The organism is Pseudocitrobacter sp. CD920760, assembly GCF_057782505.1.
Genome location: NZ_CM173490.1, coordinates 4,423,454 through 4,439,519 on the forward strand (window position 1 = coordinate 4,423,454; position 16,066 = coordinate 4,439,519).

Sequence of the window (16,066 nt, forward strand, 5' to 3'; positions counted from 1 at the left end):
CCTCCTCTTTCCGCTTACTTTTTCTTTTCCTGAGGCACCGCTTTGCACGCGCCGCCGTTGCAGCTAAAGACCAGCTTTGCCCTGCCGCCAAAATCATTCACATAGGTCAGAACCGGCGCGCCGCCCAGTTCCGATGCCGATGGCGCCAAATCAATCTGCCCTTTAGGTTCGACCATCACCGGTTTAAAACCCGCAGCCGCTTTCCCCGTTAACGTCGAAGACGCATTAACCAGCGAAATGTAATAAGGGGTTGGGTTATTGACGCGATACTTATCGCCAGCGCGCGTCAGCGTCACTTGCTCCTGGAACGGCGTCGCATAATCCGCGCGTTTTACTTCAATGGCTTCCGGGCGGTAAAAGAGCTTGATCCGCGTCTGTAACGCCAGTTGAAGCGTATTGGGTTTGTTGCTCTTCGGTGGGATCTCGCGCAGATTGAAATAGAACAGCGATTCGCGATCCTGCGGCAAACGATGGACAGACGACGTAGACTGCACTTTCAACTGACTCTGCTCGCCGGGCTCAATACGTTGTACGGGGGGCAACAGCACCAGCGGATCGGTGATCTTTTTACCCTGAGGATCTTCAATCCATCCCTGCGCCAGATAAGGCAAGGTTTTGTTCTCGTTAGTAATGCGCAGGCTGACCGATTTGGCCGCGCCGTCAAAAATAACGCGGGTACGATCCAGGGAGACCGCCGCCGTTGCGTTTTGCGTCAGGCCAGCCAGTATCAGCGTCGTGATGGCGATTGCAGAAGATCGAACAATAGTCATTTCAGTAAACTCGTCTCTTAGTCAGGCCGATTCATTCCGGCGCACAGGTTAAAAGCAGGTTATCCAGCACCTGCGGCAGGACAGGCGGCATCTGCACGACGCAGCGGGTTTTGCCGTCCCATTTCACACTCATTTTTCCGTTCGGGCTGATGCCGCTCAGCCAGACGCTACCTTCATCATTGACCACCCCGGTCTCCTGATTTTTGTCATTCACCACGGACGCGCCAAACGGCGGGAAACTGCCATCCGCTTTGCGAATAAAGGCCATCGCTTTTCCGCCAGCAATCACATCAAACTGGCGGTAGCCAATCGCGCCCTCGGTCAGCGTGGCCTGGGACACAGAGCGCGTCACATCGGCATTTTCCGCAAGCTTATCGACATCAATACGGATCGGATTTCGGTAGTAGCTGTTCACATCGGCAATCACAGCTTTACCAAAACGGTTGGTTTTCACCGACGCGCCAAACCCTTTCACCGGCACGTCGCTGACGCCTGAGGTATCCACCAGCACGCGGCTGCCGCCACGGGCGTTGGAACGGTGCGCTGCGGCCCCTTCCGTTGTCGCCGTCAGGCCGCCGGTTACCGTCATACCCAGCCCGCTGTAGCTGCCGGACTGATAGCTGGCATTGGCCTGAACCTGTGCGCTGTCACCCTGCCAGGTGTAATAGCCGTAAGCCGTCGGGCCGCTGCGCGATAAACCGCTGCTGACCTGGTAGCTGTTATGCTCATCAAGGCGACCGTAATAGCTCACGCGGTGGGTGTTATCGGTGCGGTTTACCGTCGCACCGTAGCTGATGGACGCACCATCACCAAACGGCATAGACAGGGAGATATAAGCGCCATCATCTTTCTGCGAGTAGTATTCACTACGATAGACAGACAGAGAGACGCTCATGTTTTTGATCGGGCCAATATCGACATAGCGTGACAGCGACAGACTCAGGCGATCGTTATCGGCGCTGTTCCAGTAAGTCTGGTGGCTGTAGTTGAGGTAGGCCGTTAACCCCACATCGCGAAAACGCTGATTAAAGGAGACGGTGTATTTCTCTTTGGGGCTATGCGTCACGCCGCTGCCATAACGAGCATCGAGATACTCCGACATGCTCATAAAGTCGCGCTCAGAGAAGCGATACCCGGCGAAGGTGACCTGGCTGTCGTAGTCATCAAACGTTTTCGAGTAGCTGACGCGGTATGAGGTTCCGGTCATCACGCCATCGGAAGGCAGTGAAGCACGTGATTGCGTGACATCCGCCGCGATCGCCCCCAGCAGATAGAGATCGCGCCCGATCCCCATCGACAGCGCGTTATAGTCGCCGCCAATGATTGAGCCGCCATAGAGCGTCCAGCCGTTAGCAATCCCCCACGAGGCTTCACCCGACGAGAAGAGCGGCCCCTGCATACTGTGTTCCCATTCGGACGGTTTCCCCATCGCCAGCTTATAGCGCACCGCGCCCGGACGCGTCAGATAGGGAACGGAAGCAGTGCTGACCTGGAAGACCTGCACGCTGCCGTCCAGTTCTTCGACGCGTACGTCCAGCGTACCGGAGACGGCATCATTGAGTTCCTGAATGCGAAATGGCCCCGCGGCAACCTGCGTTTCATACAGCACGCGGCCCTGCTGGCTGATAACCACCTTCCCGCCCGAGCGCGATACGCCGGTCACTTCCGGCGCATAACCGCGCAGGCTGGGTGGCAGCATGCTCAGATCAGAGTTCAGGCTGACACCGCTGAAGCGGAAGGTGTCAAAAATATCGGAACTGAGGTAATCCTCACCCATGGTGAGTTTTGCTTTTAGCGATGGAATGGCACGATAGAGGTAATAGCGGCTAAAGGTAAAATCTTTATCCGTGTAACCGTTCCGTCGATTCCAGTTAGTCTGCCAGTCTGCGCGCGCACGCCACGGCCCCAGGTTGGCGCCAAAGACGCCGGTACCGCTCAGGTTCTGGCTATCTGCACCATTATTTGAGTGCTGGGTCTGGAAATTGAAATTGTAATCGGCAATCAGCCCGGCGATCCCTTCATCCCAGCGCGAAGGCGGATCCCAGTTTGGTGCGGTAAATTCGATATATGCCTGCGGAATAGAGAGATAGAGCGTGTCCTTAGAGAGATCGACGCGGATTTCCATCCCGTGCAAACTGTCCGTATCCAGGCACTGCCCTTCACGTAACCAGCGCAGCTCACTCACCGTGCTGCTTTTAAGGTTCAGGCGCGAAACCTGATCGGGCGTCAGGCAAATCAGACTATTTTTTCCGTCGTCACCGTCGGCATACACCACAATCGGCTCTTCACGCAGAATGTCCTTATTCACCATAATCGTGAAGGTGTATTCCCCCGGCATCACATAGCCACGACGGGAAAAGTGGCTCAGATCGATATTGTCTTTATCCTGAGTATCCAGCACATCAGTATTAAACTGAATCTCCTCTTCCGCCCAGGCAGAAACCGGGATCATCAGCAAAAATATGGCTGCACTGAGCGCTGAACGCTTAAAAGGCATTTTTTTAATAAAAGGTGTCTTCATCTCAGTAATAATCCATTCTGAACCGAATTAGGGTCTGATAACTGCCGGACTTTAACGGCTGTCCATTACTGACCAGACGTAGGGTGTAATTCAGATCCATTATTCCGGGTGTAACTTCCCTGGCCGGAAGCGCAATTCCCGGCTCGGCGAAATGACCTTCACTATCGTGAATAGCAAGTTCAATACCTTCAGCATCGCCGCTAATTGAGAAACGATCGTTTCCGGACATAGGGTCGAACGTAATCTGGTAATACTCAGACTCATATTGGGTTTGCCCTGGTGCAGGCAAAAGAAGGCAATTAATCAGACGAACCGTAAATTTTCGTGTCGGCCCATACCCTTTGACGGCAATTTCAGAGACCGGCGTTTCGCCCATATCAATAGTTTGATCGCGGCTATCGAGATCAATTGCGCAAGGGGTGTATAAAACCTCACCGCGAATAAATACGGTACCCTCGCCCTGGTTCGCTGCCATCGCCGTGGAACAAAAACCGGATAAGAGAAAAAGGAGCGCTTTTGTCGCTGGCTGTAGTGACTGTGTATTTAAATAAATCATTGCGCTCCCTTTTCTCATATTCAGCTGAAACTCATTTCAGGTGGCCCATTAAGGCCACCTGTTGGTTACGAATTACTCGTAAGCCAGAGTCCAGTTGGTCACACCGGTGAAATCACCTTCGGTCGGCGCTTCGCCACCGATGATGTAAGCGGAGTAAGAAAGGGTGTTATCACCGTTGGTGATGGTCTGGCCGGTCGTTGCTTCACCCAGAGTGATGGTGTTGCTGTCACCATCGGTCATCACGATACCGACATCCGTTGCATTACCGGTTACGCCCAGTACCGCGCCGTCAACGCTGGATGAAGCGCCGCTGAAGGTGGTGGTAACGGTGTTAGCCGTATCAACAGAGCAGTTTTCCAGATGGATGTAGAAAGGAACCGGCGTAGAGGTGCCACCGTTGGCAACCGCAGAGCTGGAAACCTGACCCAGGCTGATAGTCTGATCTTCATCACCCGCAGCGATGGAGCACGGCGCATCAATAACGGAACCGGTGAAGGTGACTACGCCGCTACCCTGATCTGCCTGAGCACCGAATACCATCACGCCAGAAGCCAGAACGAAAGCAGAAACAATTTTATTAAGTTTCATAAATAACAATCCTTTTAATTGATCGACACACGAATAAAAACATTAATAAATCGTTCAGAATCTTTCACTCAAACAATTCAACAGCAAGATTCACTCTCCCTGATAAAGTTAAAAGGCTCCCTGCCAATAGATAAACATATCAGCCTTAACCCATATGAAAGATTCGCAAACCACAATTGATTAGCGATTTACTAATACAGAAACATCATCGATTCGGGTTCACATTAATATCAACGACCCCGTCTCGCTGACGTAATAAATTATCGATTAATCTCCCAAAAAAGAAAGGTCAAAAAACACGCAGATTTAAAATGAAATAACAACTCTAAAAATAGAACTATTATTAGAGTTAAAAACTAAAATATCGCCATGATTATGTTTATATACTTAACAAATACACTTTATTAGATTTTTATACTTACAATCAATGAAAATGCAGCATCTAACACTTACCAAATCCACTTTTTTTTGCCACGAAAAGCACTCAGTGTCGTCCATTTCTCCTGCGTATGCACATGGCAGTAGAATGCAAATGACATTTTTTAGAATGGAACTTAACATTGAGAGTATTTAGCTTAAGAGGAATAAAAGGCGGCGCGGAATTTAACTTAACATCATATAAACATCATTAACTAATTTTCATAACGCGCTATCTAATCACTTGCCATGAAATATAACAACGGAAACAGGATGTGAAGGTTCTGAAAAAGCGCAGATAAGTTACCTGCTGATACCCCTACTCATTCGGTTACCTTGCATCGATTGTTTATCACTTTTAAGAAAAAACACTCGGGTTGATACAAGGATAATCTCGTTCTTAACGATGCCAGTGTGAAAAGGTCGTCGCACGACCTCTACCGTGCTATTTGTCATGCAAATCTAACCTCAGAGATAAAAGAGATGTAGCGCACATTGCAAACCGTCATTCAATATCATCAGCCCGGGGTTTCACTCACTAAAATTGCCGCCAGTTCAATAGAGTCATACTATTTTGTCACCAAAACCGGCGGAAAATACGAAAAAGGTATTAGATGCAATACCGCTTCGGTTGCCCACTATTAGCGGGCAGCATTCATCGCAGGAGAGATTAAATAATCCTGCCGGGTTATTTAATCCCTGAAGAGAGGAAGCTGTGCACGTCTTTATCATTGTAATTCGAATGTCCTACTAAACAACACAGTAACAGGATACGCACATGAAAAAGATATATCTGGGTTTGATGGTTACCGCGGCTTTATTGGGTGGCAGTGTGGCAGCATATGCAGATGATTCTGCATCTTTTGGTCATCCTGGCAATGGTGGCGGCGGTGATGATTATACCGTTGGCACAGGTGATACATTATTGTTCGACGGTGATGTCTATACCGGTTCGTGCAAAATTAAAATTGTAGGTGGGAAAAATGGTAGCAATACCATTTACCTTAACTCAGTGCGAACTTCCGCTCTTTCAACCAAAGGCGCACTGGTTAACCGCACTGACTTCAGTATTAACCTGAAGGATTGTGGTGACCCGGATGGTAAACACGGCACATTCACCCGTAAAGTACAGTGGACCGGCTCCTCTGGCCTGTATGGCAACGGCAACCCAGGCTATCTGAAAAATACAGATAACAATGGCGCAAGCAACGTCGCCTTCGCACTGACCAACCCAAGCAGCACAACGGTTATCAAACCGGGGAGCGATTCAGGTAAGGTTCGTGATGCAACTGACGGCTCCTGGGATGTTTATAAGTACCAGGTTAGCTATGTCAGCCCAGCCGGAAGTGGTAACCCAACCGGGGGCCATGTTTCAGCTAATGCTACATTCCAGGTATTCTACGATTAATATTTAAAATCAGTGGCGGGCGACCGCCACTTTTAGCCTATTAAAAGTAATGACAATAAAATGATATAAACCTGCACGAGGGTGATTATGAAACTTGTCGCTGCGCTAAGTGGATTATTATTATCTCTTCCTGTTTTAGCGGATAGTTTACTCGTTAATGGAACCCGATTTATTTATAAAGGAAGCGATAAAGAACTTACAGTACAACTGTCAAATGCCGCTGGACGTCCGTCATTGGCACAAGTCTGGCTGGATAATGGCGATCCCGAAGTCACACCGGATAAAATATCGACACCCTTTATTATTAATCCCCCTGTTTCGCGCATTGATGGTCATAGCGGGCAAGTTATCCGCATTAAACTCGCGCCAGGCAGCAATTTACCGACAAACAAAGAGTCTATTTGGTGGATTAATGTTCTGGATATTCCCGGTACCTCCTCAGCAGATAAAGCCCCCGAAGGTGCTGGCCTGTTCAAGATGGCAGTACGTTCCCGCTTTAAATTGATCTATCGACCAACAGCACTCGCAGGAAGAGCAGACGCGATAGAAAAACTGAAGCTTCAGCCTTCAGGGTCAACGTTAACGATGACCAACCCTACGCCCTTTTACATCACCGTAGCGACCATCAGCGCAGGTCAGGGTGATCCTATGAACTCCGCCGCCGTGATGATCCCACCGTTATCATCCGAAACGGTCACCCTGAATAAGGCATTACACAGCGGTGAGGAGATCACACTAGAAGAAATTAATGACTATGGCGCGCTGGCAAAACGTAAAGCGACCGTTGGCTAATACCGTTTCCCTATAACAAAAATGGTACCGGCCGTCGCCGGAAAATTCTCTTTTATCAGGGTGGATCCACATGGAGCATAGGCGAGTCACATCCTGGCAAGTCGGCGGTCTGGTGACCCTTTTTTGCCTGGGAACCGGCTTTTGCCGCGCTGAGCAAACCGGCGCGGATGACAGTAGTGCAGACTTCGAATTTGATAACAGTTTTATTGTTGGCAGCCAGCAGCAGGCCAACCTGAAGCGTTTTGATGCGCTGGCCTTTAAGCCAGGTATCTATTCCGTTGATGTGTATACCAACGAAAGCTGGAAAGGACGCTACGACGTTAGCGTTGAACGCACATCTACAGGTAAACCAAAAATCTGTTATACGAAAGCGATGCTGGAGAATTTTGGGCTTTCACCTGAAAAGCTGAATGCGTCCAGAAGCGATGACGAGACCTTTTGCGGCACGCTTGCTGAATGGAACAGCGAGCCCGCGTTAACAGACACCTTTAGTGCATCTGCAATGCGTCTTGATTTCAGTGTGCCACAGCAACTGACGGATGGCAGTGGTGAGGGATACATCCCCCCACAATTCTGGGATCAGGGCGTTCCCGGGCTAAACCTCGGTTATACGGCAAACTACTATAACATCCTGAAATCTGACAGCGATGATAAAGGCGCCAGCGCTTATCTGGGTGTCAATGCGGGGCTGTCCGCCATGGGTTGGCAGTTACGTCATTCAGGCAACTATACATGGGATGAAAATAGCGGCGAGAACAAATGGACCAGTAACCAGACCTATTTACGCCGTCCTATCGCGCCGCTGATGTCCGTCTTAACGATGGGCCAGTTTAATACTAATGGCACATTTTTCGACACCATTCGCCTGCTCGGAGGAAGCCTTCAGACCGATGACTTGATGTATCCGGATAGCATGCGCAGCTATGCGCCCGTTGTTAATGGCGTAGCACAGACTAACGCCCTCGTCACCGTTCGCCAGGATGGCAACATTATCTATCAGACGACGGTGACACCGGGCCCGTTTACACTAACGGATGTCTATCCGGCAGGGACCGGGAACGATTTAATCGTCACACTTCAGGAAGCCGATGGTCGGACCTCAACCTGGTCAATTCCTTATGATTCTGTCGTTCAACTCCTGCATCCAGGCATGATGCTATATGGCGTCGCCGCCGGTCAGGTGGATGAGGATGACCTGCATGACAAGCCGACTATTGGGCAGGCAAATTATCAGTATGGCTTGAACAACACCTGGACGCTCTACTCAGCGATAACGGGCTATAACGATTATCAGGCCGGGCAAATCGGTACGGGGATCAATACAGGTATTGGCGCGCTGGGTCTGGACGTGACGCAAGCCAGAACAAAACTGCCTGACGGCTCATCATCCGGTCAGCAATATCGCGCCACCTTTAGCCGTATGTTTGGCCTGTCCCAGACCAACCTGAACATTCAGGGATGGATCAATAACTCGGATAATTATTACTCTCTGCGCGATGCGCTCTACGCGCGTGATGATCAAATGCGCGGGCTCACAAGCAGTAATATTCGGCAAAAAAGTGGCATCAGCTACTCGATAAACCAGCAATTTCCTGACCCCTGGGGCTCGCTTTATTTGACAGGATCCGTCACTCGCTACTGGAACTACTCAGGCAAAGAACAGCAATACTCTTTGGGTTATAGCAACGCCTGGGGGAAATTAAATTGGTCCATTTCCGTTCAAAGAACCTACTCCAACGACAGGAATTCATCGGACGACAACGGCACTACTTCATCGCGGCGCACTAAAGAGGATTTAGTGTTCCTGAGCTTCAGCTATCCGCTTTATCAGGGAGAGAACAGCGCGGCCACACTCTCTTCGAATACGCAATTCAAAGACTCTTCGTTTGACCGCAGCCAGGTAGGCATCAACGGCTCCGTTGGCGAAGACCACACATTGACGTGGGGCGTCAACAGCAGCGTTGATGATAACGGCAGCTATACCACTGGCGTGAACGGCGGATATACCTTCCCGAAAATCGATCTCTCCGGCAGCTACAGCTATGGGCGTCGCTACCAGCAGGCTTCTGCTACCGCCGAGGGATCCATTGTCGCTATTCCTGGCGATATTATTTTAACGTCAACCACCGGAACAACGCTTGCTGTGGTTGAGGCCAAAGACGCAACGGGCGCTTCAATTGTCGGCGCGCCATCCTGGGTGGATGGCGACGGCCATGCCGTCGTCTCGTCACTACAACCTTACCGCGTAAACAGCATCGAAGTGGATCCAAAAGGCGTCCACGAAGATGTTCAGTTCTCCAGCACCGAAGCACGCACGGTACCGTATGAAGGCAGTATCGTAAAAGTTGTCTTTAATACCCGTCGCGAAAAAACACGAGTGTTCATTGCTCGTCAAAGCAACGGTATGCCACTGCCATTCGGATCAGAAATTACCGATGGCAAGGGAAAATCACTGGGCTTTGTTGGCCAGGGCAGCACGCTCTACATCAGTGGTGAAAATGTCAAAAATGCGTGGGTTCGCTGGGATGGAGGGCAGTGCCAGGTGGTGCTGCCAGTCAGTAGTTCACAACAGTTGAGGTGCTTATGATGCTGCACAGACGATGGTGGCTGGCAGGATTACTCTTGACCAGCGGAGTGGCGCATGCCAGTTGTGAGTTAAACTCCGCAAGCTCTTCCACACCGTTTTATATGGATATTGGCCGCGTGATGGTCGATCCGCAAACCCCGCCCGGTGCAGTTATTGCCAGCCGCAGTTGGCCGCTGCGTGATAATAAAGCGCAGCTACAATGTAATGGTTCGCAAAATCTGGAAGCGCGAGTCATCGCCGCCGCCAGCCGCCAGAGTGGGAATCAGATATGGTCAACAAACATTCCCGGTATCGGCCTGCGGTACACACTACAAAGACAAGCGCAGCAGATTGTTTATCCAGGTAAAATCACCGTTGGCGGCCATGGCAATAATGATGTCTCGCTACGCGATTTAACCTTCAAACTTGAAGTGATAAAAACCGCCAATCTGGTCGGAAGCGGTTCTATCGCGCCGGGACAATACACGACCTTCGGCACCGGTAGCCAGGCGCTTCTCAACACCTGGATGCGTGAAAGCTCTCTAACTATTGTGGCCCCTTCCTGTCGGGTAACGAACAACAATAATTTTCGTATTAACTTAGGCACAGTGCCTCTGACTGCCTTCAAAGGGCAAGGTAGCGGCGCTGGAGGGAGAAACTTTTCCATTCGCCTGCAATGCGCGGGCGGCGTCAGCATATCTGGAACGCGAGTCAATATGACATTCAATGGCAATACGCCTGATGGCATATCCCCCTCACTCGGGGTGATTCGTAATGAAAGCCGTAGCAATAGTGCCGCAACGGGGATTGGCGTACAGTTGATGGATCAGAATCACCGCCCGGTGCCGTTTCGCCAGGCAACACGTGTCGCGACACTCAACAGCTCACCTTCGCAGTTTCTTGATTTACGCTATTTTGCCCGGTTTTATCAATACCAGGCGAAAGTCTCAGCGGGGAACGTCACCGGACATATGGTCTTTCGTGTGAGCTACGACTAACTCACTCTTCCGGCAAGCACTGTAAATGTCCGTGCCGCACGCCGCGCTGGGCGATAACGTCATCGGCAAAATGCTGCACGTCGCCCATGTCACCTTTCAGCACGGCGATTTCCAGACAGTCGTCGTGGTTGATGTGCACATGTAGCGTGGCGACGGAGAGATCGTGGTGATGGTGCTGGGTGGAGACAATACGGCTGGCTAAGTCGCGTTTTTCATGTTCATACACATAGGAGAGGACCGCAAAGCCCTGGGTACCGTGCTCCTGCGTCGTTTCCTGCGCCAGCGCATCTCGCAGAATATCGCGGATCGCCTCTGAGCGGTTGTTATAGCCACGACGCTGGCTCAGGCTGTCCAGCGTCTCCAGTAAATCGTCATCAAGGGTGATAGTGACTCGTTGCATAGACTTAAACCTTTTCTGTGGCGCGACGGCGCACGGGGAATGCGGGTAATACCGCGTTTTGAAGCACGCGTCCGGCGTCAGAGGAAAAGGCTAATCTCTCCCCCACGGTCTGTGTTTCAACAATGTACCCGTTATCCATCACCATCACCCGCTGGCAAAAGCGTTCTACCAGGCGTAAGTCATGAGTGATGAACAGACAGGCCGTGCCAAATTGCTGTTGCAGTTTTTTCAGCAGGCGAATGACGCCCGCCTGTAACACGAGATCAAGGTTGGAGACGGCTTCATCCAGAATCAGCAGTTTCGGTTCGACCGCCAGCGCACGCGCCAGGCAGACGCGCTGGAGCTGGCCGCCGCTTAACTGCGGTGGGCGCTTGTCGAGCACACTGTCGTCGAGATCGACCGCCTTCAGCATTTCGCTGGCGCGCGCCAGTTGCTCCGATTTTTTCAGCGACAGCAGGTGGCGCATCGGTTCACGCAGGATCTCGCGCACGGTTTTGCGTGGATTCACGGCGCTGATGGAGTCCTGAAACACCATCTGAATATCGCGACGGAATGCTTTACGTTGGGCGCGATTAAGTTTCGCCAGCGGTTCGCCGCGCCAGCTAATATTTCCCTGTGAAGGCGATTCCAAACCTACCAGCAGCCGCGCGAGGGTGCTTTTTCCGCAGCCGCTGCGTCCCAGCAGGGCGACGGTTTCGCCACTTTTTAGGGTCAGGGAAACGTTATTCAGCACCGCCTGATGCTGATGTTTGCCGCTAAATCCACCGTGCGCATAGTGATGGGAAAGGTCGCAGACATTAAGTAAAGTCATGATGCCAGCTCCATACCATAAAGAGCGAGGTGAGCCGACACCAGGCTGCGCGTCACCGTATGTTTGGGGGCGTTAAACAGCGTTTCGACATCGCCCTGTTCGACAATATTACCGTCAGACATCACCGCGACGTCATCCGCCAGACGCGCCACCACGCCCATATCATGGGTCACCAGCAGCATCCCCGGCGCCTGTTTTTGCATAATGCTCTCCAGCAGATCGAGGATGCGCGCCTGCGCTACCACGTCAAGGTCGGTGGTTGGTTCATCGGCGATGATAAACGGCGATTCGCACAGCACCGCCATCGCAATCATCATGCGCTGCAACATCCCGCCGCTCATCTCGAACGGGTACAACTTCAACACGCGCGCGGCGTTTTCCAGCCCCACGGCTTCTAATGCAGCGGTAAGCGTAGCATCGTCGGCGGGTTTCCCTAACGCCAGACAGGTTTCCCGCGCGTGGGTGTGCATGGTGTGCAGCGGGTTAAAGGCGCTGCGCGGGTTCTGCATGATGGTGGCAATTTTGATCCCGCGTAGGGCGCAGGGAGAAACCGGTTTGCCATCGGCTAAAATTTCCCCCGCCGTCTGGCGAACGCCTGCGGGCAGAATGCCCAGCGCCGCGGCGCAGGTTAATGATTTCCCGCTGCCGCTACCGCCGACTAACGCCAGCACGCGCCCGCGTTGCAGGGTTAACGATACGCCGTGTACCAGTGGCTGCGCGGCCTGTAGCGCGATATTACGTAGTTCAATATGTTGCGGCATTAGTGTGCGTGCTCCGTCACCAGATGAGGGTCCAGATGATCGCGCAGAGCGTCACCCACCAGGTTAAAGGCCATCACGCTGATAAACAGCGCCAGCCCCGGCCAGAACATTTGCAGCGGCTGGGTCCAGATATACTGGCGCGCGTCGTTAATCATCACGCCCCATTCGGCGGTCGGCGCGGTCACACCGAGGCCGAGGAAGGACATCCCCGCGACGTGCAGCATCATATGACCGATATCCAGCGTCGCCAGCACCAGCAGCGAAGGGATCACCGCGCCTGCCAGGTGATCAACAAACACCCGCACATGGCCCGCCCCGGAAAGCCGCGACGCCAGCACAAACTCGCGCTGGCGCAGGGAGATCACCAGGCTGCGCACCATGCGTGCGTACCACGCCCAATGCGACAGGGCGATGGCGATAATCACGTTGGTCAACCCGGTGCCGAGCACGCCAACCATAAAGAACGACAGAATCGAGGTCGGGAAGGTCATAAACATATCGGCGACGCGCATGGTGGCCTGATCAACGCGCCCGCCAATCAGCCCGGCGCTGCCGCCAATAATCAACCCTAACGCCAGCACCAACAGCAGGCAGATCATTACGGAACCAAGCGACACGCGGGTCGCCGCCATTAGCCGCGAGAAAATATCACGCCCTAAGTGATCGGTGCCCAGCCAGTGCTGCGCATCCGGCGAGAGCAGGCGCGAGGGCAAATCAATTGCCTGGGGATCATACGGCAGCCACCACTGGCCGGTGAGCGCAATCAGCGCCAGCAGGACGATAATGATCAGCGCCAGGCGTACCGACCAGCGGGAGGAGAGGAAAAAGTTCACGCGTGCGCTCCTTCATGACGACGAATGCGCGGGTCCAGCGCGGCGTTGAGCAAATCGACAATCAAATTACAGACCACAAAAACCACCACCATCATCAGCGTAAAGCACTGAATCACCGGATAGTCGCGGTTAAAAATCGCCGACACCGCATAGCGCCCGACGCCCGGCCAGGCAAAGATGTTTTCGATAATCATCGTCCCGCCGATCAGTTCGCCGATGTGCATCCCCACGGCGGTGATCATCGGCAGTGAGGCATTGCGCAGAATATGGCGACGTTCGGTCTGTTTGTCGTTCAGGCCGCGCAGCCGCGCCCAGGTCACATGACGCTGACCGGCAACGTCCAGCATGCTGGCGCGCAGTAGTCGCGCGTTAATCGCCAGCGACATAAAGGCGATGGAAACCGCAGGCAAAATGATGTGCTGCCAGCCGCCGTAACCCATCGCGGGCAGCCATTGCAGATACACCGAGAAGAACATCACCAGTAAAAACGCCAGCCAGAAGTTGGGCATCGACACACCGAGAAACGCAATGAAACGCACGGCGAAATCCGGCAGACGATCGCGATGACGCGCCGCCCAGATACCGAGCGGTACGGAAGTGAGCAGAATTAACACCAGCGCCGCGCCCGCCAGTTCCAGCGTGGCGGGCAGGAAGTTCAGCATATCGTCCAGTACCGAGCGCTGCGTGGCAAACGAGATACCAAAGTCAAGATGCAGCGCCTTCCATAGCCAGGTGCCGTACTGCACGTACAGCGGCTGATCCAGCCCGAGCATGGTGCGGGTAGAGGCCAACATATCTGGCGTCGGCGGCAGATTAGACAGACGCAAATAATCAAGCGCCGGGTCGCCGGTGCCGAGGCGCAACATCAGAAAAATGATCACCGAGGCGGAAAGCACCATCGGGATCAACAGCAGCACGCGGCGTAATACGTAACGCAACATCAGGGTTTCACCGGGGTCATCTGTTCAAAAGGAATATCGCTGGCGATGGGCGCGTAGGGAATTTTGCCCAGTTCAGGTTTCGCCACCACCATCATCGACACGTAGCTAATTGGCAGATACACCGCGTCGCTATGCAGGCGCGTCAAAATATCACGGTAAAGCGCCTGGCGTTTTGTTTCGTTCGTGGTTTCCAGTACTTCGCCAATCTCTTTATCAATCAGTGGCTTGTCGGCTAATCCTTGTTGCGCCTGAAAATCAGCGTGCGATGGCACGCGCATCGAACTTAAAAACGCATGCGGATCGTAAGGTGCGCCCCAGGTGCGATTGAAGATCATGCCAAAGCGCCCATCGCGCTGACGCGCGTAGATGCTGCTCTCTTCTTCGCCGATCAGGGCGACATCGACGCCAATCTGGTGCATATCGGCCTGAATGACCTCCGCCATTGATTTACTTAACGCATCGGTGCCGATGAACGACAGTTCAATGCGCAGCGGCTGACCGTTTTTCTCGCGGATGTCTTTGCCTGCGGGCAGCGTCCAGCCTGCTTTTTCCAGCAACGCTTTCGCCTGCTGCGGATCGTACTGGCGAGGTTTCAGTTTGAGATCGGCGTAAGGTACGGTCGGCGCAAACAGCGTATCCGCCACCTGCTGCGTGCCGTAAAGCACGTTGTCGATCAGGGATTTTTTATTCACCGCATGATTGAGCGCTTCGCGCACCGCCAGCTCGTTGGTGGGCGCTTTGGCGGAGTTCAACGCCAGCATCACCGTTTCAATCGGCTGAGAAAGCTGAGTGCGCCAGGCCGGGTTATGGCTGAAACGCTCAAAGGTATCAAGCGGCAGTAAACCTTCATTGCCATACAGCAGGTCAATATCGCCGGTTTCAAACGCCACTGCGCGGGTGGTCGGGTCCGGAATCACTTTAATGGTTATCTTGTTAATCGCCGGTTTTTCGCCCCAGTAGTTTTCGTTGCGGACGAAGACATCGTACTGATTCAGTTTCGATTCTTTCAGCACCCACGGCCCCGTGCCGACAGGCGCTTTAATCCCGCGCAGAGTCTCGTTATCTTTAAATTGCGACGGGGCGATAAAACGGAAAGGGCGGGGTAACGCCAGCTCTTGCAGGAAAGGGTAATAGGCGCTTTTCAGAGTGATTTGCAGCTCGGTTTTGTTCAGCGCTTTCACATCGACAATCTGATTTACCAGTTCAAGCCAGGCATGACGCTGGCGGTTATCGAGCACCACGCGGAAGTTTTCTGCCGCCGCCTGGGCATCAAACGGTTCTCCGTTGGAGAAGGTCACATCATCACGCAGGGTGAAGGTCCAGATCTTGCCATCATCCGAATGCGTCCAGCTTTTTGCCAGCCAGGGTTTTACCGATCCATCGGCCTGATATTTCACCAGCGGTTCGTAAACCATGCTCTGGGCAAACATCTGATTCGGCGTATAAAGATGCGGATTAAGCGGCCCAACGTTAACCGGCCAGGCGGTAGTGATTTCATCTGGCGCAGCGGCGTGTGCGAAAAACGAGGCACAGGTCAGCAGCGCAATGAGCGTGCGACGGAGAATGGACAAAACGATGACCTTCAGTGAAAAGGAGTACGACTAAGTGAGTATGATGATTTTAAGGATTCATCATACGTTTGGGATGTGCTGGATCAATTTATGCGCCGAATTGCCCGAAGGGTTCAATATTGTGTCGTGATGT

At 52.8% G+C, this 16,066-nt stretch carries 14 protein-coding genes; 4 read left to right on the forward strand and 10 right to left on the reverse strand.

Annotated features, from left to right (window positions below; translation table 11 throughout):
• Positions 1 to 14 precede the first annotated feature (14 nt).
• The 4 genes from AC1MKH_RS20725 to AC1MKH_RS20740 form a co-directional block, all read right to left on the reverse strand.
• Complete coding sequence (locus AC1MKH_RS20725) at positions 15 to 770, reverse strand: fimbria/pilus periplasmic chaperone (protein ID WP_276224709.1); 756 nt, start codon at positions 768 to 770, stop codon at positions 15 to 17.
• Positions 771 to 801: 31 nt separating this feature from the next.
• Entirely contained in the window at positions 802 to 3,291 is a 2,490-nt protein-coding gene (locus tag AC1MKH_RS20730; protein ID WP_276224708.1) for an outer membrane usher protein, read from the reverse strand.
• 1 nt (position 3,292) lies between these two features.
• The gene (locus AC1MKH_RS20735; RefSeq protein WP_149465021.1) at positions 3,293 to 3,847 is read right to left on the reverse strand and encodes a fimbrial protein; all 555 of its coding nucleotides are present in this window, start codon (positions 3,845 to 3,847) and stop codon (positions 3,293 to 3,295) included.
• 72 nt (positions 3,848 to 3,919) lie between these two features.
• Positions 3,920 to 4,435 (reverse strand): fimbrial protein, encoded by a 516-nt coding sequence (locus tag AC1MKH_RS20740; protein WP_149465020.1) that lies wholly within the window; start codon positions 4,433 to 4,435, stop codon positions 3,920 to 3,922.
• Positions 4,436 to 5,630: 1,195 nt separating this feature from the next.
• Here AC1MKH_RS20740 and AC1MKH_RS20745 point away from each other — a divergent pair.
• The 4 genes from AC1MKH_RS20745 to AC1MKH_RS20760 all read left to right on the forward strand — a co-directional run bounded on the left by AC1MKH_RS20745 (position 5,631) and on the right by AC1MKH_RS20760 (position 10,616).
• Positions 5,631 to 6,260 carry a fimbrial protein gene (locus AC1MKH_RS20745; protein WP_276224707.1) on the forward strand — a complete coding sequence of 210 codons (630 nt, stop codon included), beginning with the start codon at positions 5,631 to 5,633 and terminating at the stop codon, positions 6,258 to 6,260.
• 87 nt (positions 6,261 to 6,347) lie between these two features.
• Complete coding sequence (locus AC1MKH_RS20750; protein WP_276224706.1) at positions 6,348 to 7,052, forward strand: fimbrial biogenesis chaperone; 705 nt, start codon at positions 6,348 to 6,350, stop codon at positions 7,050 to 7,052.
• Positions 7,053 to 7,122: 70 nt separating this feature from the next.
• The gene (locus AC1MKH_RS20755) at positions 7,123 to 9,639 is read left to right on the forward strand and encodes a fimbria/pilus outer membrane usher protein (protein ID WP_276224705.1); all 2,517 of its coding nucleotides are present in this window, start codon (positions 7,123 to 7,125) and stop codon (positions 9,637 to 9,639) included.
• On the forward strand, positions 9,636 to 10,616 hold the full coding sequence (locus AC1MKH_RS20760) for a fimbrial protein (RefSeq protein ID WP_276224704.1): 981 nt from the start codon (positions 9,636 to 9,638) through the stop codon (positions 10,614 to 10,616). Before AC1MKH_RS20755 ends, AC1MKH_RS20760 begins: the two co-directional genes overlap by 4 nt.
• A gap of 1 nt (position 10,617) precedes the next feature.
• Here the strand turns inward: AC1MKH_RS20760 and nikR are convergent, their stop codons facing one another.
• From nikR to nikA, 6 genes are read right to left on the reverse strand one after another with little or no spacing between them, the layout of a single operon-like run.
• Complete coding sequence (nikR, locus tag AC1MKH_RS20765) at positions 10,618 to 11,016, reverse strand: nickel-responsive transcriptional regulator NikR (protein ID WP_149465015.1); 399 nt, start codon at positions 11,014 to 11,016, stop codon at positions 10,618 to 10,620.
• Positions 11,017 to 11,020: 4 nt separating this feature from the next.
• Positions 11,021 to 11,827: a nickel import ATP-binding protein NikE gene (gene nikE, locus AC1MKH_RS20770; protein WP_276224703.1), complete on the reverse strand. Its 807-nt coding sequence runs from the start codon at positions 11,825 to 11,827 to the stop codon at positions 11,021 to 11,023.
• On the reverse strand, positions 11,824 to 12,588 hold the full coding sequence (nikD, locus tag AC1MKH_RS20775) for a nickel import ATP-binding protein NikD (RefSeq protein WP_276224702.1): 765 nt from the start codon (positions 12,586 to 12,588) through the stop codon (positions 11,824 to 11,826). Before nikD ends, nikE begins: the two co-directional genes overlap by 4 nt.
• The gene (gene nikC, locus AC1MKH_RS20780) at positions 12,588 to 13,421 is read right to left on the reverse strand and encodes a nickel ABC transporter permease subunit NikC (protein WP_276224701.1); all 834 of its coding nucleotides are present in this window, start codon (positions 13,419 to 13,421) and stop codon (positions 12,588 to 12,590) included. Before nikC ends, nikD begins: the two co-directional genes overlap by 1 nt.
• Positions 13,418 to 14,362 (reverse strand): nickel ABC transporter permease subunit NikB, encoded by a 945-nt coding sequence (gene nikB / locus AC1MKH_RS20785; protein WP_276224700.1) that lies wholly within the window; start codon positions 14,360 to 14,362, stop codon positions 13,418 to 13,420. The genes nikC and nikB overlap by 4 nt, the downstream gene beginning before the upstream one ends.
• Positions 14,362 to 15,939 (reverse strand): nickel ABC transporter substrate-binding protein, encoded by a 1,578-nt coding sequence (gene nikA / locus AC1MKH_RS20790; protein ID WP_327621865.1) that lies wholly within the window; start codon positions 15,937 to 15,939, stop codon positions 14,362 to 14,364. Before nikA ends, nikB begins: the two co-directional genes overlap by 1 nt.
• Positions 15,940 to 16,066 lie beyond the last annotated feature (127 nt).